The 18581-nt window shown below is 66.6% G+C and carries 14 protein-coding genes; 6 read left to right on the top strand and 8 right to left on the bottom strand.

What is annotated here, in order from left to right:
* The first annotated feature begins 234 nt into the window (after positions 1 to 234).
* The 3 genes from M3I54_RS13530 to M3I54_RS13520 all read left to right on the top strand — a co-directional run bounded on the left by M3I54_RS13530 (position 235) and on the right by M3I54_RS13520 (position 5168).
* The gene (locus tag M3I54_RS13530; protein ID WP_254336666.1) at positions 235 to 2226 is read left to right on the top strand and encodes a DNA topoisomerase IV subunit B; all 1992 of its coding nucleotides are present in this window, start codon (positions 235 to 237) and stop codon (positions 2224 to 2226) included.
* Between the two features lie 72 nt (positions 2227 to 2298).
* The gene (gene parC, locus M3I54_RS13525; RefSeq protein ID WP_254336608.1) at positions 2299 to 4614 is read left to right on the top strand and encodes a DNA topoisomerase IV subunit A; all 2316 of its coding nucleotides are present in this window, start codon (positions 2299 to 2301) and stop codon (positions 4612 to 4614) included.
* A 95-nt stretch (positions 4615 to 4709) separates the two neighbouring features.
* Entirely contained in the window at positions 4710 to 5168 is a 459-nt protein-coding gene (locus M3I54_RS13520) for a CopD family protein (protein ID WP_028205772.1), read from the top strand.
* A gap of 39 nt (positions 5169 to 5207) precedes the next feature.
* Here the strand turns inward: M3I54_RS13520 and M3I54_RS13515 are convergent, their stop codons facing one another.
* Complete coding sequence (locus tag M3I54_RS13515) at positions 5208 to 6158, bottom strand: LysR family transcriptional regulator (protein WP_254336606.1); 951 nt, start codon at positions 6156 to 6158, stop codon at positions 5208 to 5210.
* 158 nt (positions 6159 to 6316) lie between these two features.
* Between M3I54_RS13515 and M3I54_RS13510 the strand changes: the two genes are divergently transcribed.
* The 3 genes from M3I54_RS13510 to M3I54_RS13500 are packed head-to-tail and all read left to right on the top strand — an operon-like array spanning position 6317 to position 10002.
* Complete coding sequence (locus tag M3I54_RS13510; RefSeq protein ID WP_254336604.1) at positions 6317 to 7636, top strand: MFS transporter; 1320 nt, start codon at positions 6317 to 6319, stop codon at positions 7634 to 7636.
* Between the two features lie 48 nt (positions 7637 to 7684).
* Entirely contained in the window at positions 7685 to 8956 is a 1272-nt protein-coding gene (locus tag M3I54_RS13505; RefSeq protein WP_254336602.1) for a Zn-dependent hydrolase, read from the top strand.
* A gap of 23 nt (positions 8957 to 8979) precedes the next feature.
* Entirely contained in the window at positions 8980 to 10002 is a 1023-nt protein-coding gene (locus tag M3I54_RS13500; protein ID WP_254336600.1) for a histone deacetylase family protein, read from the top strand.
* Positions 10003 to 10022: 20 nt separating this feature from the next.
* On the opposite strand, the gene M3I54_RS13495 is transcribed toward M3I54_RS13500, so the two are convergent.
* The 7 genes from M3I54_RS13495 to M3I54_RS13465 form a co-directional block, all read right to left on the bottom strand.
* A complete protein-coding gene (locus M3I54_RS13495; RefSeq protein WP_254336598.1) occupies positions 10023 to 11228 on the bottom strand; it encodes a chromate transporter in 1206 nt (401 codons plus the stop codon).
* Between the two features lie 109 nt (positions 11229 to 11337).
* The gene (locus M3I54_RS13490) at positions 11338 to 13713 is read right to left on the bottom strand and encodes an EAL domain-containing protein (RefSeq protein WP_254336597.1); all 2376 of its coding nucleotides are present in this window, start codon (positions 13711 to 13713) and stop codon (positions 11338 to 11340) included.
* A gap of 349 nt (positions 13714 to 14062) precedes the next feature.
* Positions 14063 to 14941: a PhzF family phenazine biosynthesis protein gene (locus tag M3I54_RS13485; RefSeq protein WP_254336595.1), complete on the bottom strand. Its 879-nt coding sequence runs from the start codon at positions 14939 to 14941 to the stop codon at positions 14063 to 14065.
* A 134-nt stretch (positions 14942 to 15075) separates the two neighbouring features.
* Positions 15076 to 15540: a RidA family protein gene (locus M3I54_RS13480; protein ID WP_254336593.1), complete on the bottom strand. Its 465-nt coding sequence runs from the start codon at positions 15538 to 15540 to the stop codon at positions 15076 to 15078.
* 61 nt (positions 15541 to 15601) lie between these two features.
* Entirely contained in the window at positions 15602 to 16801 is a 1200-nt protein-coding gene (locus M3I54_RS13475; protein WP_254336591.1) for a PLP-dependent aminotransferase family protein, read from the bottom strand.
* A gap of 109 nt (positions 16802 to 16910) precedes the next feature.
* Positions 16911 to 17816, bottom strand: coding sequence for a DMT family transporter (locus M3I54_RS13470; protein ID WP_254336589.1), 906 nt, complete (start codon positions 17814 to 17816; stop codon positions 16911 to 16913).
* 22 nt (positions 17817 to 17838) lie between these two features.
* On the bottom strand, positions 17839 to 18540 hold the full coding sequence (locus M3I54_RS13465; protein WP_254336588.1) for a VOC family protein: 702 nt from the start codon (positions 18538 to 18540) through the stop codon (positions 17839 to 17841).
* Positions 18541 to 18581: the final 41 nt, after the last annotated feature.

Genomic DNA, 18581 nt, shown 5'->3' with positions numbered 1-18581 from the left:
TTCGGCCAGCCATCCCCCGTGCAAATTGCCGTGCGAGCCCAAATCAGTACAATACCTCGCGAATTCGAACAACAGCGCGAACGACCGCGCCGCCGCGAGCGGATCTGCCACCGCGGCGCGCAGCCGGTTCACCCCGTTGTTTCGTATCGGTTTTTTTGAACGCTCAACGCGTTTTCCCCGCAGATGTCCACAGGACCTGTGGACAAGCGCGCGGACAACCCCCTGTGGACCACCATGTCAACGAAGAAGTCCAACGCTGGAAACACTGGCTATAGCGAAGCGTCGATCAAGGTGCTCAAGGGCCTCGAGCCCGTCCGGCAGCGGCCGGGCATGTATACGCGCACCGAGAATCCGCTGCACATCATCCAGGAAGTCATCGACAACGCCTCGGACGAAGCGCTCGGCGGCTACGGCAAGCGCATCACCGTGACGCTGCACGCCGACCATTCCGTCTCCGTCGAGGACGACGGCCGCGGCATTCCGTTCGGCTTGCACCCCGACGAGAAGGTGCCCGTCGTCGAGATCGTCTTCACGCGCCTGCACGCGGGCGGCAAGTTCGACAAGGCCGCCGGCGGCGCCTACACCTTCTCGGGTGGCCTGCACGGCGTGGGCGTTTCGGTCACGAACGCGCTCTCGACACGCCTCGACGTCACTGTGTGGCGCGACGGCAAGGTCGCCGAAATCGGCTTCTCGGACGGCAACGTCACGAGGCCGATCACCACGCGCAACGCCGCGCGCGACGAAAAGAAAACCGGCACGCGCGTGACCGCGTGGGCCGATCCGAAGTATTTCGACTCGCCCAACCTGCCGCTCGGCGAGCTGCAACGTCTGTTGCGCTCGAAGGCCGTGCTGCTGCCGGGCGTCGAGGTCACGCTCGTGATCGAGAAGACCGGCGAGCGCCAGAGCTGGAAGTATGAAGACGGCCTGCGCGGCTATCTGCTCGAAGGCATGGGCGGCGCCGACCTGCTGATCCCGCTCTTCGAAGGCGAGCGCTACGCCGACGCGCGCACCACCGACGACACCTTCGCCGAAGGCGAGGGCGCCGCGTGGGTCGTGGCGTGGTGCGAGGAAGGCTCGCTCACGCGCGAGTCGTACGTGAACCTGATCCCGACGCCTGCGGGCGGCACGCACGAAAGCGGCCTGCGCGACGGTCTCTTCCAGGCCGTGAAGAGCTTCGTCGAATTGCACAATCTTCAGCCGAAAGGCGTGAAGCTCCTGCCCGAAGACGTCTTTGCGCGCGTCTCGTTCGTGCTCTCGGCGAAGGTGCTCGACCCGCAGTTCCAGGGGCAGATCAAGGAGCGCCTGAACAGCCGCGACGCCGTGAAGCTCGTTTCGTCGTTCTCGCGTCCGGCTCTGGAGCTGTGGCTCAACCAGCACGTCGAGCACGGCAAGAAGCTTGCCGACCTCGTCATCAAGCAGGCGCAGGCGCGCACGCGCGCGGGCCAGAAAGTCGAGAAGCGCAAGAGCTCGGGCGTGGCCGTGCTGCCCGGCAAGCTCACCGACTGCGAATCGACCGACATCGCGCGCAACGAACTCTTCCTCGTGGAGGGCGACTCGGCCGGCGGCTCCGCGAAGATGGGGCGCGACAAGGAGTACCAGGCCATCCTGCCGCTGCGCGGCAAGGTGCTCAACACGTGGGAGACCGAGCGCGACCGGCTCTTTGCGAACAACGAAGTGCACGATATTTCGGTGGCGATCGGCGTCGATCCGCACAGCCCCGACGAGACAGTCGATCTTTCGAATCTGCGCTACGGCAAAATCTGCATTCTTTCCGATGCTGACGTCGATGGCTCGCACATCCAGGTGCTGCTGCTCACGCTCTTCTTCAAGCATTTCCCGCAACTCATCGAGCGCGGTCACGTGTGCGTGGCGCGCCCGCCGCTGTTCCGTGTGGATGGACCCGCGCGCGGCAAGAAGCCCGCGCAGAAGCTCTATGCGCTCGACGAAGGCGAACTCGAAGCGATCCTCGACAAGCTGCGCAAGGACGGCGTGCGCGAAACGCAATGGTCCATCAGCCGCTTCAAGGGTCTTGGCGAAATGAGCGCCGAGCAGCTTTGGGACACGACGATGAACCCCGACACGCGGCGCCTCTCGCCCATCGTGCTCGGCGACCTCGACTACGAGGCCACGGTCGCGCGCATGACGATGCTCATGGGCAAGGGCGAAGCGGCATCGCGCCGTTCGTGGCTCGAAGAGAAGGGCAACGAAGTCGAAGCGGATATCTAAGCGCAAAGTCGGCGCAACTGAGCAGCGCAACTGCGCGCCCGCGCCCATACAAGATTACGGAACGATTGAAACATGGACGATCTCTTTGCTGAAGTGACGGACGCCCCGAACGGCGACACGCTCACGCTCGGCCACTACGCGGAACGCGCCTACCTCGACTACGCGGTGAGCGTGGTGAAGGGCCGCGCGCTGCCCGACGTCTGCGACGGCCAGAAGCCGGTGCAGCGGCGCATTCTCTTCGCGATGAACGAAATGGGTCTCGGCGACAACGCCAAGCCCGTGAAGTCGGCGCGCGTGGTGGGCGACGTACTCGGTAAGTACCACCCGCACGGCGACCAGTCGGCCTACGACGCGCTCGTGCGTCTCGCCCAGGACTTCTCGATGCGCTACCCGCTCATCGACGGCCAGGGCAATTTCGGCTCGCGCGACGGCGACGGCGCGGCGGCCATGCGCTACACCGAAGCGCGTCTGACGCCCATCGCGAAGCTCTTGCTCGACGAAATCGACATGGGCACCGTCGATTTCATGCCGAACTACGACGGCTCGTTCCAGGAGCCGAAGACGCTGCCCGCGCGCCTGCCCATGCTGCTGCTCAACGGCGCGTCGGGTATCGCGGTGGGTCTCGCAACCGAAATTCCTTCGCATAACCTGCGCGAAGTCGCGTCGGCAGCGGTGGCGATGATTCGGAACCCGAAGCTTTCGCATGCGGAGATCATGGAGAAGCTGCCGGGGCCCGATTTCCCGGGCGGCGGCCAGATCATTTCGAGCGACGCGGAAATTGCGGCGGCTTATGAGTCGGGCCGCGGCAGCCTCAAGGTGCGCGCGCGCTGGAAGATCGAGGATCTCGCGCGCGGTCAGTGGCAACTGGTGGTGACCGAGTTGCCGCCGAATACCTCGGGTCAGAAGGTGCTCGAAGAGATCGAGGAACTGACGAACCCGAAGCTCAAGCTCGGCAAGAAGACGCTCACGCCCGAGCAGTTGCAGAGCAAGCAGACCATGCTGGGGCTTCTCGATGCCGTGCGCGACGAGTCGGGCAAGGACGCACCCGTGCGCCTCGTTTTCGAGCCCAAGACGAGCCGCATCGACCAGGCCGAGTTCGTCAACTCGCTGCTCGCGAACACGAGCCTCGAATCGAACGCTTCGCTGAATCTCGTGATGATCGGCGCCGATGGGCGTCCGCGCCAGAAGGGCATCAGCGAGATTCTGGGCGAGTGGATCGGCTTTCGCTACGCCACGGTCACGCGCCGCACGCAGCATCGCCTCACCAAGGTCGACGACCGCATCCATATCCTCGAAGGGCGGATGATCGTCTTCCTCAATATCGACGAGGTGATCCGCATCATCCGCGAGTCGGACGAGCCCAAAAGCGCGCTGATGAGTGCGTTCGGGCTTTCCGAGCGCCAGGCCGAGGACATTCTTGAAATCCGTCTGCGTCAGTTGGCGCGGCTCGAGAAGATCAAGATCGAGAAGGAACTCGCGGAACTGCGCGAAGAGAAGGCGAAGCTCGAAGAGCTGCTCGCGAACGATGCGTCGATGAAGCGGCTCATCGTGAAGGAAATCGAAGCCGACGTGAAACAGTATGGCGACGATCGCCGCACGCTGATCCAGCAGGAAAAGCGCGCGAGCTTCGAAGCGCGCGTGGTGGACGAGCCGGTCACGGTCGTCGTGTCGCAGAAGGGCTGGGTGCGAGCGCTCAAGGGCCACGGGCTCGATACGCAAGGCTTCACATTCAAGGCCGGCGACGGTCTCTATGCGGCGTTCCAGTGCCGCACGCCCGACACGCTCATCGCCTGGGGCAGCAACGGCCGCGTCTATTCGGTCTCGAGTGCGAATCTGCCTGGCGGCCGCGGTGACGGTGTGCCGGTCACTTCGCTCATCGAACTCGAAGCGGGCACGCATCTGCTGCACTACTTCTCGGCGAATGCGGAACAGCAATTGCTGCTGGCGTCGAGCAACGGCTTCGGCTTCATCGCGAAGATCGGCGACATGGTGAGCCGCGTGAAGGCAGGCAAGGCGTTCATGACGATCGACGAGGGCTGCGTGCCGCTCGCGCCGATGCCGATGCTGCCCGACGCGCTGCAGGTGGCGTGTCTTTCGACGAGCGGTCGTCTGCTGGTGTTCAGCCTCGACGAGATGAAGACGCTCTCGGGCGGCGGCCGTGGCGTCACGCTCATGCAGCTCGACGACAATGAGAAGCTCGTGCAGGCGCTCGCGATCAGCGCGGCGGGCGTCGTGCTCGTGGGCACGGGCCGCGGCGGCAAGGCGGCCGAGGACTTGATGTCGGGCGCGGTGCTGGCCCCGCAGATCGGCAAGCGCGCACGCAAGGGCCGCGCGCCGGACTCGAAGCTGAAGGTCGTGACGGAGATGCGTCCGGTATTGCCGCAGTAAAAGAGCATATCCGGCGCGAATCGCGGTGCGGCATGGAATAATGCCGCGCACAACGGCTCGCGCCGCATAACGACACGTTACGAGGGAATTCAAGCATGGGCCACGCGATCGCAGTCGCGCTCTTTCTGCATCTGCTGGGTGTCGCCGTCTGGGTCGGCGGCATGATCTTCGCGCACTTCTGTTTGCGCCCGGCGCTCGAAGACCTCTCGCCGCAGTTGCGCCTGCCGCTCATCGAATCGGTGTTCGGCCGCTTCTTTAACTGGGTGGGCGTCTCGGTCATCGTGATCCTGCTGACCGGCGGCTTCCTGCTCATGCAGTTCGGCGGCGAGCATGCCACCTGGCAACTGCATGCCATGGCGGGCCTGGGCGTGCTGATGATGCTGATCTTCGGGCACATCCGCTTCGCCGTGTTTCCGCGCATTCGCCGCGCCGTGCAAGCGCAGAAGTGGCCCGACGGCGCGCGCGCCGTGGGCACCGTGCGCCGGCTCGTCGTCATCAATCTCGTGCTGGGTATCGTGACGATCGGCGTTGCCGTGCTCGCGCGCGGGTTCTAATCGTTTCTCCTGCAACGTTCGCGGCCCGCGCCAGAGGTTTTACAGGCGCTCCGCGAGCGCGTGGCGCTGCATGCAGCGCTCCATTGCGTCGAAGAACGCTTCTTCGGCCGCATTGCGCTTGCGTTCGCGATGCCACAGCAAGTGGATATCGACGTCCACAAGCCCTTCCTCCGGCGGCAGCCGCCACAGGCGCTGCCGCGCCAGATCGTCCCGCACCGTATGCTCGGGCAGGCAGCCAATGCCGAAGCCCGCAAAGATCAGCCGCCGCACCTCGTCCAGACTCGGTGACGACGCCACGATCCGCCCCGTGAAGCCGCGCTGGTCGCGAAACACCGTGAGCGGCGACAGGCTGTCGCCAATCTGGTCGCTCGTGAAGGAGACGAAGTTCTCCGCGAGCAGGTCGTCCATCGTCAACTGAGAGAGCCCGAACAGCCGGTGATGCCGGCCGCAGAACATCGCGTAGCGCTGGCGCAGAAAGCAGCGCATGTCCAGCTTGTCGATGGGCGTGCGGCACAGGCTCAAGCCCGCGGTCGCGGTCTTTTGCAGCAGCGACGAGATAATGTCCGACGAGCGCATCACTTCGATCTGCAGATCGATGCGCGGGTAGGCCGTGTGGAATTCCGCGAGAAATTCATCGTACACGCGCGACTCGATACGGCTCACCGTGAGCAGGCGGATCGAGCCGGTGATGTCGGCGGTGCGTTCGTCGAGTCCGGTTTCGAGCTGGGAAATCGCGCCGTAAATGTCGCTCGCAATGCGATAGACCTCATCGCCTGCCTCGGTCGGCACGAACTGCGCGCCGCGGCGCTCGATGAGCTTGCGGCCGAGCGCGTCTTCGAGGCGCTTGAGCGCCTGGCTCACGGCCGGCTGCGTGACGTAGAGGCGCGCGGCGGCGCGGCTCAGGCTGCGCTCCTGCATGATCGCGAGATAGGTGCGCAGCAGGTTCCAGTCGAGACGGTCGTTCAGAAAGCGGGTGGTGTCGGCGCGCATGGGCGGTCTCCCGGCGCGTTGCTGCGCCAAGGGTATTAGTTGAATTTATGCGCTGAATAATAACGCGAAATTTGACTAATGATTTGTGGCTAGCGATAAAGCGTGCATGCAACACAAACTCATCCCAGACGCGCCTGAAGCCTGAAGGAGACCGACGCATGGCTAACCCGCAACCCAACACCCGGCAACCGGTGCGCGCCGCCGCCGCGGCGTTCATCGGCACGATGATCGAGTGGTACGACTTCTACATCTACGCCACGGCCGCTGCGCTGGTGTTCGGCGAGTTGTATTTCCCTTCTGAAGACCGCTTCGTGAGCACGATGGCGTCGTTCGCGACCTTCGCCGTCGGGTTCTTCGCGCGCCCGCTCGGCGGCCTGATCTTCGGCCACTTCGGCGACCGCATCGGCCGCAAGAAAGCGCTCATGATCACGCTGATGATGATGGGCGTCGCCACCGTCTGCGTCGGCCTGCTGCCTTCATATGCGAGCGTGGGGATGCTCGCGCCGGTGCTGCTCGTGCTGTTGCGCGTGGTGCAGGGCATCGCCGTGGGCGGCGAGTGGGGCGGCGCGGTGCTGATGGCGGGCGAGCACGCGCCCGAAGGCCGCCGCACGTTCTTCGCCTCGTTTGCGCAGTTGGGTTCGCCTGCGGGCCTGATTCTTTCGCTGCTCGCGTTCCGCTCGGTCACATCGCTCGACAAGGCCGACTTTCTTTCCTGGGGCTGGCGTCTGCCGTTTCTCGTTTCGACGGTGCTGCTCGTGGTCGGCATCATGATCCGGCTCGGCGTGAACGAGTCGCCCGAGTTCGAGAAGCTCAAGGACCAGCGCCGCACGCTCAAGCTGCCCGTCGCCGAAGTGTTCCGCTCGGCGTGGGGCCTCGTGCTGCTGTGCATCGGCGCGAATACCATCGGCATCGCGGGCGTGTACTTCACCAACACGTTCATGATCGCCTATACCACGCAGTACGTCGGCATCACGCGCTCGTTGATTCTCGACTGTCTGTTCGCGGTCGCGATCATCCAGTTCCTCGTGCAGCCGCTCGCCGCGTGGCTCGCCGAACGCACGGGCGGCGCGCGCTTCCTCAAGTGCGCGGCGCTCGCTGCGATGCTCTCGCCGTATCCGATGTTCGTGCTCGTGCAAAGCGGCAAGGTCGTGCCGATGGTGATCGGCATCGCGATCGCCGTGGTCTGCATGGCGAGCTTCTATTCGGTGATCGCGGGCTTCGTTTCCGGCGTGTTCCCTACGCGTGTGCGCTACTCCGCGATATCGCTCTCTTACCAGGTGTGCGGCGCCATCGCGGGCGGCCTCACGCCGCTCGTCGGCACGTGGCTCGCGCATCGCTACGTGGGGCAGTGGTGGCCGCTCGCCGTGTTCTATACGTGCCTCGCGGGCGTCTCGCTGCTGTGCATCGTCGCGCTCGACGCGCGCCGCCACCAGCATGCGCATGACGACGCGGCCGCCGAGGCGCTGAGTGCGCGCTGATGCGTTGAGCCTCACGTAACCCATTGTTCGACCGGAGTGGAAGTAGCGATGAAAGACCTTTTGCAGATCGACGGCCCGCGCCTGTGGGCGAGCCTCATGGAGATGGCGCGCATTGGCGCGACGGCGGGTGGCGGCGTGCGCCGCCTCGCGCTCACCGAGGAAGACCAGCGCGGCCGTGAGCTGTTCTCGCGCTGGTGCCGCGAGGCGGGCATGTCGGTGTGGACCGACGAAGTGGGGAACCTGTTCGCGCGCCGCGAAGGCGACGACGCGCAGGCCGCGCCCGTGCTGATGGGCAGCCATCTCGACACGCAGCCCGAAGGCGGCCGCTTCGACGGCGTGTATGGGGTGCTCGCCGCGCTCGAAGTCGTGCGCGCGCTCAACGACGCGGGCGCACGCACCGTGAAGCCGATCGAGATCTGCTCGTGGACCAACGAGGAGGGCGCGCGCTTCACGCCGGCGATGCTGGGTTCGGCGGTGTTCGCGGGCGCGATGACGCTGGCGGACGCACTGGCACGCACGGACGCCGACGGCGTGACGCTCGGCGCCGCGCTCGACGCATGCGGCGCACGCGGCACGCGTGCCGTGCAAGGCGTGGCTGTCGACGCCTACTTCGAAGCCCATATCGAGCAGGGCCCGATTCTGGAGGCGAACGGCACGACCATCGGCGTCGTGACGGGCGGCCAGGCGATCCGCTGGTTCGACGTGAACGTAACGGGCGTGGCCGCGCACGCGGGCACGACGCCGATGCGCTATCGCAAGGATGCGTGGTTCGGCGCGGCGCAGATGTCGCTCGACATCGAACGCACGATGGCGCGCTACGCACCCCTCGGTCTGGTGACGATCGGCCAGGCGCAGATCGCGAACTCGTCGCGCAACACGATTGCGGCGAGCCTGACGTTCACTGTCGATCTGCGCCATCCCGACGATGCGCAACTCGACGCGATGGAGCGCGACTTGCGCGCGCTATGCGCGGACGTGGCCGCGGCGCGCGGCCTCGGCATGCAGATCGCGCATTGCTGGACGAGCCCTGCCACGCCGTTCGACGCGGAGTGTGTCGAACAGGTCGCGCAGGCAACGGCGCGCCTGGGTTATCCGCACGAGCGTATCGTGAGCGGCGCGGGTCACGACGCGATTCACCTCGCGCGCTACTGCCCGACCGCGATGGTGTTCATTCCCTGCGTGGACGGTCTGTCGCACAACGAAGCCGAGGACGCCTTGCCGGAAGACATCACGGCTGGCGCGAACGTACTGCTGAACGCTATCGCGGTGCGCGCGGGTGTGCGCCAGGCCGCCGAAGTGGCAAGCTCGGCCGACGCGTAAAAGAAATAGAAGGAGAACTGAACGTGAAGACCTGGTTTCACCCCGATCAGCTGCTGCACCATCCGCGCGCGTATTTCTCGCGCGGCCAGTTGCGTGAGCCGCAGGAAGTGCCGCAGCGCGCCGAGCATCTCGTTGCCGCGGCGCGCTCGCTCGGCTTCGACGTGCAGGCGCCCGCCGACTTCGGCACTGCGCCCATCGCCGCCGTGCACGACATGAACTATCTGCGCTTTCTCGAGGAAGCGCACACCGAATGGAAGCGCGTGCCCGAAGATTGGGGCGAAGAGGTGATGTCGAACATCTACGTGCGCGAGCCGAATCCGCTGCGCGGCGTGCTCGCGCAGGCGGCGCGCTATCTCGCGGACGGGAGTTGCCCCATTGGCGCGAACACCTGGCGTGCGGCCTACTGGTCGGCACAAAGCGCGCTGGCGGCGGCGGCGTGCGTGAACGAGGGCGCGCGCGAGTCGTACGCACTCTCGCGTCCGCCCGGCCACCACGCGCGCGCGGACGCGGCGGGCGGCTTCTGCTATCTGAACAACGCGGCCATCGCGGCGCAGTCGCTGCGCAGCCGCTTCAAGCGCGTGGCGATCCTCGACACCGACATGCACCACGGCCAGGGCGTCCAGGAGATTTTCTACGGCCGCAGCGACGTGCTCTACATCTCGATCCACGGCGATCCGACCAACTTCTATCCCGTGGTCGCGGGCTACGAGGAAGAGCGCGGCAATGGTGCAGGCGAGGGTTACAACGTCAATCTGCCGATGCCGCATGGCGCATCCGAAGCCGACTTCTTCGAGCGCGTGGAAGCGGCGCTGCGCGTGCTCAAGCGCTTCGAGCCGGACGCGCTCGTGCTGGCGCTCGGCTTCGACATCTACAAGGACGATCCGCAGTCGAAAGTCGCCGTGACCACTGAGGGCTTTGGCCGGCTCGGCACGGCGATCGGCGCGCTCGGCCTGCCTTCGGTGATCGTGCAGGAAGGCGGCTATCACCTCGAAAGCCTCGAAGACAACGCGCGCGCGTTCTTCGTTGGCTTTACGGGAGCGCGCTGATCAGCGCGTGAACGCGCGCTTCAGGCTAACAGCAGCCACGCCCCGCACGCGAGTCCTACCGTCGCGTAGACCGCGTAAGCGGGGAGCTTGAGCTTGCCGAAGCACATCGCCGAGAAGACGGCCGTCAGCAGATACGACGGATGCAGCGGCACGTGCCGCGCGATGTGCCAGACGGCGATCGCGAGGAACGCGGTGGTCGCGGCGCGCAGCACGCGCATGGCGTGCTCGAAGCGCGGGTTCGCCTTCATGCGGTGCAGGTGCCGCCGCGCGAGCACGACGAGGCAGCCCGACGGCACGAAGAGCGCGAGCGTGGCGACGAATGCGCCGACCCAGCCATCCACGAGATAACCGAAGAAGGGCACGACGTTCAGGAGCGGCCCCGGCGAAAGCGGGGAGAGCGTGAACGCCAGCGTGAAGTCGTCGTTGGTGATGCCTACCGCGGGCGTGACGAACAGCGTTTTCAACACGGGCAGCGCCGAAAAGCCGCCACCGAACAGCGTCATGCCTGCGCCCGCGAGACGCGGCCAGAGCAGCGCCGAGTCGAGCCGATGCGGCAGCGGCAGCGCGAACACGACGATCAGCGCGGCGAGCGCGGCGAGCAACTGCACGTCGCGTCGCGTCACGCGCAATTCGAGCCGCTGCGAACGCACAGGGCTCGCGAGCCAGCCCGCGGCAAATGCGGCGAGCAGAATCGCCACGTAGGCCGCGCCGCTCGCCGCGAGCGCGAGGGCCGCGCAGGCCACGAGCGCCACGCCCCATTCGAGCGGGCCGCGCACGAGCGCACGCGTTTGCCGATACCAGGTCACGCCGATCAGCATGGCGAGCACCACGCTGAAATGGTCGAGCAGCGTGCGCGAGGCGACCGCATGCACGAGCGGCGTGCGGTAGAAAATGGCGAACACCGTCATCAGCGCGAAGAAGGGCAGCACGCTCGCCACGCCCGCGACCCAGGCGCCCGCGCGTCCGCGCAGCGCGTGGCCGAGTTGCACCGCGACGTTGCAGCCCACCGGCCCCGGCACCATCCAGGCGAGGGCTACCAGATCCGAGAACGCGGTTTGCGTGAGCCGCGCTTCGCGCTCCACGTAGTGCTGCTCCAGTTGCGCCATGAGCGCGAGGCCCCCCCATGAGACCGCGGACACGGTCAGCACGACGCGAAAGAGCGTCAGGAGCGGTTCGTGATGGTCGCGGATTAGCGCCGCGATCGCTTCGTCGGTGCGGGTTTGCATGGCTGCATCATGCGTGCGAAGGTCAGTGCGGGTCTGTGCGCGAAGGCACGCGCTTCGCGCAACTCACTCGAAAACGCGTGAAAAACGCGCAACCTGCGCTGGCCTGGCGTCAGCGCGATTGCGGCGCGTCGCTCAGGCGCTCGTTGCGGCGATCTTCGTGTGCGGCTTGCGTGCCCGCCGGCTGCGTCGCGCTGCACACGCCGAAGCGCTCGATCAGCGCGGCCACGCCTTCCACGGGTACGGGGCGCGAGAACAGGAAGCCCTGCGCCTCGATCGGGCCGAGTGCGGAGAGCCACGCGATCTGCTCTTCGGTTTCGGTGCCTTCGACGACCACCGTGAGCCCGAGCGAGCGCGCGAGATTGACGATCGCCGTGACCATCACGCACACGCTCCGGTCGGCGGGAATGGCCTGCACGAACGAGCGGTCGACCTTGAGCGTGTCGACGGCGAAGCGGTTGAGGTAGGAGAGCGACGAATAGCCGGTGCCGAAGTCGTCGAGCGCGACGCGCACGCCAAGGCGCTTCAACGCGAAGATCTTCTCCGATACCAGCTCCGGGTACTCCATCATCGCGGTTTCGGTGATCTCGAGTTCGAGCCGGTGCGCGGCAATGCCGGTTTCTTCGATTGCGCGCGCCACGGTCTCGTAAAGGTCGCCGCGCCAGAACTGCACCGCCGAGATGTTGATGGCGAGCGTGAGCGACTCGTAGCCCTGCTGCTGCCACTGCGCGAGCTGCGCGCACGCGGTGCGGATCACGAAGTCGCCGACGGGCACGATGAGGCCCGTGGATTCGGCCACGGGAATGAATTCGCCCGCAGGAATGAGCCCGTATTGCGGATGGTTCCAGCGCACGAGCGCTTCGAAGCCCGTGATGCAGCGCCGGCGCAGATCGATCTTCGGCTGGTAGGCGAGAAAGAGCTGGTCCTCGGCGAGCGCGACGCGCAACTGCTGCTCCCACTTCATCAGGTGGTCGGCGCGGTGGGCGAGCTGCGGCGAGTAGAAGCGAAAGCAGTTGCGTCCGGCTTCCTTCGCGGCGTACATCGCGAGGTCGGCCTTCTTGAGCAGATCGATTTCGCTTTCGTGCGCGACCGCGAAGAGCGCGATGCCCGTGCTCGCGTGCAGCACGAAGGCGCTGCCGCGCACGTCGAACGGATGCGTGAACGCGGCATTGGTGGCCTCGGCGAGCGCGATGGCGCGTTTTTCGATGTCGTCGCCCTTCACGATCACCACGAACTCGTCGCCGCCGATGCGCGCGAGCGTGCCCGCGCCGCCCACGGCGTCGGCGAGGCGCGCGGCGCTCATCTGCAGCACGATGTCGCCGGCGTTGTGGCCGAGCGTGTCGTTGACCGTCTTGAAGTTGTCGAGGTCGATGAAGAGGATGGCGAGCCGCCCGAGGTTGCCCGGCTGCGAGACTTCATGGCGCAGACGCTGCAGCGTGGCGTAGCGGTTGGGCAGGCCCGTGAGCAGGTCGTACTGCACGAGCTGCGACATCTCGCGCTCGCGCCCGAGCAGCTTGCCGATCAGTCCCGTGGCCACAGCGAAGAACGAGAGCATGGCGAGCGAGATGAACGTCGCCATCATCAGGTAGACGTCGCGCGTGTGGTTGTAGTCGGCGAATTCCTCGGCCTGCGAGAGTCCGACCAGCACGGCGAGCGGATAGCCGTCGATATGGCGGTACGAGACGATGCGCGTGACGTGATCGATTGGGTCGACGTAGGTGCCCGACACATGCTCGGAAATGGGATACACGCCGCTCGCGGAGAACGTGCCGTTCGCGCGCTCGGCGCTCCCCGTGCGGCGCGCGAGCACGGCGCCGCTGTCCGAGATCACGGCGATCACACCGTCACGGCCGATCGCGGCGTTGTTGTAGAAGTCGCTCGTGAAGTAGCTCGGGTCTTCCGAGACCACCACCACGCCCGCGAACGAGCCGTCCGGGTGATTGAGGCGGCGCGTCATCTGCAGGGTCCAGTGGCTGGACACGCGGCCGAGCACCGGCTTGCTGATATAGAGCTGGTCGTCGTTCTCGTGCTCGTGCACCTTGAAGTGCTCGCGGTCCGAGAGGTCGATGGGCTTGGGATTCGGGTCGGCCGTGTTGGCGACGAGCGTGCCGTGCTCGTCGATGATCGACACCTGCACGAGCGAGTCGCTCTGCACGACTCCCTTTTCGACCGTGCTCCCGAGATCGAAGCGGCCCGGCGATTTTTCGAACTCGTACTTCACGAAGCGCGTGATCTGGTCGACCTGATGGATCGCCTTGACGGTGTGCTGTTCGAGCGCCGCCGAGAGGATCGCCGCCGAGGCCGTGGCCTCGCGCAGGGTCGCTTCCTTCTCGACCGACAGACGCGTGAAGATGACCGCCCACAGCAGCACGAGCACCAGCACGCCGAGCAGCGGAATGGCGAGCAGCGCGCGCGGACGCGTGTATGCCGGGCCGGGCGCGTTGCGCAGGTTCGAATCGCGCGAGAACGGACCCCGGTTGGTGCTCATCGCGGCCGCCGTAGGCGCGTGAGCTCACACCGCGGATGCGGCGGCCAGAACGGCAATGATGCGCTCGGTTGAATCGGCGGCATGAATAACGGATGGCAGGGGAATACGCGCATTGCGCGCGAGCAATGAACGCCGGACGCGGCATGCGTCCAATGTTTCGATATTACTGGTTGGGGAATGATTAAGGAAGCTGTGCTCCCTCGGGTATACGCGAGGGTCGCCTCGACACGAGCGCGATGCCCATGTGCGGTGCATAGATGCGAGGCGGTGCATCGCGGACGATGCCGCGTGCATGAGTTTGGGCGAGGCTGGCGTGCGGGGCGACTTGAGCAGGCAGGCGCTCAGCCGCTTAGCCGATCCGGCAGGTCCCGTCGACGACCGTCACCGAATGGCCGCCAATCCAGATCTTTTTCGCCGCATCGTCATATTCGACGCGCACGCGCCCGTCGCGCCCGAGCGCCGTGCCTTGACGCACCGTATAGTGCGCGCCCGGACGCCGGGTCTGCTGTTCGAGCAGCATGGCGATGGCGGCGTTCGCGCTGCCGGTGACGGGGTCTTCGCCCTTGCCGAGCCCGGTCATGAGGCAGCGCACTTCGAAGGTCGCGGGACCATCGGCCTCATGCGGGCCGTAGGCGGCCACGCCGTGTGCGCCCACGCTCGCGGCAACCGCTTCGATCGCCTCGTAGTCGACGTCGAGCGCGAGCACCGCTTGCGCCGACGCGAGGCGCACGACGAGCCAGGGTGCGCCGTTGTCGACGCCGCAGGGCGTTGCCGTGAAGTCGATGGCGTCCGAGCGCAGCGCCGCGCGCAATCCGTCGAACTGCGCTGTGACGAGTGGCGTCACGCGCGCGGCCGGCGCGGCGAAGGCCCATGCGTCGTTCTCTGCGGCGGCCAGGTCGATGAGACCTGCGCCGCATTCCTGCACGAGGCGGCCGGGCGTCTTCGGCGTGCAGCCGCTTTCGAGAAATGCGTGCGCCGTGCCGAGCGTCGGATGGCCCGCGAAGGGCAGCTCGCCCTTGGTCGTGAAGATGCGCACGCGGTAGTCGGCGCGCGCGTGGGTGGGGGCGAGCAGGAAGCTGGTTTCCGAGAGATTCGTCCAGCGCGCGATGGCCTGCATCTCATCGCCGCTCAAGCCGTCGGCGTCGAACACCACGGCGAGCGGGTTGCCCTTGAAGGGTACCGACGTGAAGACGTCGACCTGTTTGAAGCGGACGCTGTGCTGGGTCATGGCGGGACGATCGTGGAAGGGGGAGCGGCGCGAGAGGCTGCGCCAGGTTGCGCGAACGCGCAACAGGAAACTGTGGGAAAGCGCGCGGACCTTGATGCAGGTCCGCGCACGTTACCCAAGGTCGCTGATGTTGCTTACTCGACTTCGGCGATCAGCTCGATCTCGACGCATGCGCCAAGCGGAATCTGCGCGACGCCGAAGGCCGAGCGTGCGTGCTTGCCCTTCTCGCCGAACACATCGGCGATCAGCTCCGAAGCGCCGTTCGTGACGACGTGCTGCTCGGTGAAGGTGAGCGTCGAGTTCACGAGGCTCATGAGCTTGACTACGCGCTTGACCTTGTTGAGGTCGCCCGTGTGGGTGTGCAGCGTGGCGAGCAGATCGATCGCGATCGAGCGTGCGGCGGCCTTGCCTTCCTCGGTCGTGAGCGACTCGCCCAGCTTGCCGGCCCACACCTTGCCGTCCTTCTTCGCGATGTGACCCGACAGGTACACCGTGTTGCCGCTCTGGGCGCTCATCACGTAGGCCGCGGCGGGCGCGCCTGCCTGGGGCAGGGTGATGCCGAGCTGTTCGAGACGGTCGTAGATGTTGATGTCAGCCATGATCAGGATTCCTCGTTCGGGTGTTGAGTCGGAAAAAGCCTGGCGCTACGCCAGGCATGCATCAGGCGTGCGCGCGGATCAGGGCCGCGAGCTTCGCGACGCCTTCTTCGATCTTCGCGGGCGGTACCGTGACGAACGACAGGCGCAGCTTGTTGCGTTGCGGCTCGTCGGCAAAGAACGGCGCGCCGGGCACGAAGGCCACGTTCTGCGCGACGGCTTCGGCCAGCAGTTTCATGCTGTCGATGTTCGAGGGCAGCGTCACCCAGATGAACATGCCGCCTTCGGGGCGGTTCCAGCTCACGCCTTCGGGCATGTTGCGCTTGAGCGAGTCGAGCATCGCCTCGCACTGGTCGCGATAGAGCGCGCGCACCTTCGGGATGTGCGTGTCGAGGAAGCCGTCCTTCACCACCTCGTAGACGATACGCTGCGTGAAGCTCGGCGTGTGCAGGTCGGTGGCCTGCTTGGCCTGCACGAGCTTGAAGTGCAGGTCTTCGGGCGCAATGATGTAGCCCACGCGCAGGCCCGGGGCCAGGATCTTCGAGAACGAGCCCAGATGCACGACGTGCTCGGGCGCGAGTGAGTGCACCGTCGGCAACGGCTCGCCCGCGTAGAGCAGCGCACCGTAGGGGTCGTCTTCGATCACGGGGAAGGGCGAGTGTTTCGCGAATTCCGCGAGCGCCTGGCGGCGCTCGAGCGGCAGTCGGCGGCCCGTGGGGTTCTGGAAGTTCGGGATCGCGTAGAGCAGGCGCGCGCCGGCCGTGAGGTCCGACGTCAGGCCTTCGGGCACGAGGCCCTTCTCGTCGGTCGGGACCTGGACGTACTTCGGCTCGTAAAGCGAGAACGACTGCAGCGCGCCGAGGTAGGTGGGCGTTTCCACGAGCACGGGGCTATCGGGCGAGACCAGCACCTTGCCGATCAGGTCGAGCGCCTGCTGCGAACCCGTGGTGATGAGCACCTGCGAGGGGCGCACTTTCACGCCACCCACCGAGTGACGCGCGGCGACCCATTCGCGCAGCGGCATATAGCCTTCGGTCGCGCTGTACTGGAGGGCGCCCGAGGGATCGTCGCGCAGGATGCGGTCGGCGGCGGCGCGCATTTCCTCGGCAGGGAAGCTGGCCGGCGCGGGCAGGCCGCCCGCGAACGAAATGACTTCGGGACGCTCGGTGACCTTCAGGATTTCGCGAATCGCCGAGCTCGTCAGCTTGATTGCACGCTCGGACAGTTGCCACGCGGGCGCGGCCTTGAGATCGCTCTGGTCCATGGGGTCTCCTTGTTGAGGTGGGGCGAGTGACTGGTTCAGTGGCGGCATGGGGCGCGATCACGCGCCGCCGGAAGCCGCCGAAAACCTTTAATTATGACGCGAAACCGGCTCATGCGCGCGCTGGCGCCGGGGCCGTGCGGATCGCCGCGCGGCGACCCAGTACGACCGTGGCGATCACCGCGGCCGCGTAGAGCCACGCCGAGGGCGCGACCTGCTCGCCGAAAAAGAGCGCCGAGAACGCCATCGTGAAGAAAATCTGCAGCAGTTGCACCTGGCCCACGCGCGCCGTGCCGCCCATGGCGAGCCCCGCGTACCACGCGAAAAAGCCGATGAACTGCGAAAACAGCGTGACGTAACCGAAGGCGAGCCAGGTCTTGAGCGCGACGGGCCCCGGATGCGCCACATGATGCGCCCACGCGAGCCAGCCCACCGGCAGCGCGAGGAACGGCGCCGAGAGCACGAGCGCCCAGCAGATCACCTGCCAGCCGCCGAGCTGGCGGGCGAGGCGCGCGCCTTCGGCGTAGCCGAGCGCGCCGATGCCCACCGCGATGAGCATCCACGCGTCGCCCGCGTGCAGCGAGCCGCCGCCCGCCTGGAGCGCGAACGCGACCACGAGCGCGCTGCCGAGGAGCGCGCTGGCCCAGAACGCCTTCGACGGCCGCTCGTGCGAGAGCCACGCAGCGTAAATCGCCACGGCGAGCGGCTGCAGCCCGTTGACGATGGCGCCGTGCGAGGCCGGCACGGTCTTCATCGCAAAGGCGGAAAACACCGGAAACGCGACGATCACGCCTAGCGACACCACGCCGAGGCTCTTGACCTGCGGCCAGGTGGGCCATTTTTCGCGGCGGATGGCGAGCAGCAGCGCCGCCGGCACGGCGGCGGCGAGCGCGCGGCCGAGGCCATTCAAAAGCGGGTGGAATTCGGCGACGACGATGCGCGTCATCGGCAGCGTCAGGCTGAAGATCATGACGCCGATGAGGCCGAGCAGCATGCCCTGGGTTTCGCGTGCTTTCATGCGGGACTTTGCGCTCGACGGATCAGCGTGCCGGCGCGCCGAGCGTGCGCGGACCGGACGGAGTTTCGAACTGCGCGACGAGCGCGGTCGAGAGGGCTTCCTCCACGGCGATCAGGTGCGCTGCGCCGAGCCACTGTAACTGCTCGCGCGCCGCCTGCGCCTCTGGGTGAAAGCCAGTGAGCGAGGTGAGCGCGATGCCGGTATCGGCCAGCACCTGCGACGGGTGATGCGCCGTGTCCCACTGGATTAGCGAGGGCAGAATGCCGTCGCCCGCGCCTTGCCAGGCCGGGAACGTGCCGTTCTCCGGCACCGTGAGTTGCCACGAGAAGTCGCCGCGCGTCATCGGCACGAGTTCGGGAATGCGCTGGGGATACTGCTCGCGCCAGCGCGCGAGGTTTTTCGGCGGATCGACGCGTGCAACCCAATGCGCGAGGTACGGCCCCTGTTCGATGCGCGCCTGAACGGCAGGGTCGTCGAGCGCGAAGAGGCGCGCGCGGGCGTTCGCGCCATGGCTTGTTCCGCTCTTCGCCGCCGGATCGACCGCGATGACTTCCAGATACGCGCCGCCCCACAGCCCGAGCAGACGGTTGTGCGTGCGCATGAGCGGGTGCGCGCCGCCGCCCGTGGGCGCGACGCCGAGCGCGTCGCTCACGTACTGTACGCCTTCTTCCAGCGTGCGCGCGGCAACGACGAGGTGATCGAGGCGAAGCGGCGAGGCGTTCATGTGCGGGCGATCGGAGCCAGAGATTTCCAGGGGCCGGAAGG

Source organism: Paraburkholderia sp. CNPSo 3274 (genome assembly GCF_024206475.1).
Lineage (GTDB): Bacteria > Pseudomonadota > Gammaproteobacteria > Burkholderiales > Burkholderiaceae > Paraburkholderia.
This window is presented reverse-complemented; position numbering and strand designations above follow the sequence as displayed.

Coding starts and splice junctions, on each gene's coding strand:
- M3I54_RS13530 (WP_254336666.1), top strand. CDS start 235: ATGTCAACGAAGAAGTCCAACGCTGGAAACACTGGCTATAGCGAAGCG.
- parC (WP_254336608.1), top strand. CDS start 2,299: ATGGACGATCTCTTTGCTGAAGTGACGGACGCCCCGAACGGCGACACG.
- M3I54_RS13520 (WP_028205772.1), top strand. CDS start 4,710: ATGGGCCACGCGATCGCAGTCGCGCTCTTTCTGCATCTGCTGGGTGTC.
- M3I54_RS13515 (WP_254336606.1), bottom strand. CDS start 6,158: ATGCGCGCCGACACCACCCGCTTTCTGAACGACCGTCTCGACTGGAAC.
- M3I54_RS13510 (WP_254336604.1), top strand. CDS start 6,317: ATGGCTAACCCGCAACCCAACACCCGGCAACCGGTGCGCGCCGCCGCC.
- M3I54_RS13505 (WP_254336602.1), top strand. CDS start 7,685: ATGAAAGACCTTTTGCAGATCGACGGCCCGCGCCTGTGGGCGAGCCTC.
- M3I54_RS13495 (WP_254336598.1), bottom strand. CDS start 11,228: ATGCAAACCCGCACCGACGAAGCGATCGCGGCGCTAATCCGCGACCAT.
- M3I54_RS13490 (WP_254336597.1), bottom strand. CDS start 13,713: ATGAGCACCAACCGGGGTCCGTTCTCGCGCGATTCGAACCTGCGCAAC.
- M3I54_RS13485 (WP_254336595.1), bottom strand. CDS start 14,941: ATGACCCAGCACAGCGTCCGCTTCAAACAGGTCGACGTCTTCACGTCG.
- M3I54_RS13480 (WP_254336593.1), bottom strand. CDS start 15,540: ATGGCTGACATCAACATCTACGACCGTCTCGAACAGCTCGGCATCACC.
- M3I54_RS13475 (WP_254336591.1), bottom strand. CDS start 16,801: ATGGACCAGAGCGATCTCAAGGCCGCGCCCGCGTGGCAACTGTCCGAG.
- M3I54_RS13470 (WP_254336589.1), bottom strand. CDS start 17,816: ATGAAAGCACGCGAAACCCAGGGCATGCTGCTCGGCCTCATCGGCGTC.
- M3I54_RS13465 (WP_254336588.1), bottom strand. CDS start 18,540: ATGAACGCCTCGCCGCTTCGCCTCGATCACCTCGTCGTTGCCGCGCGC.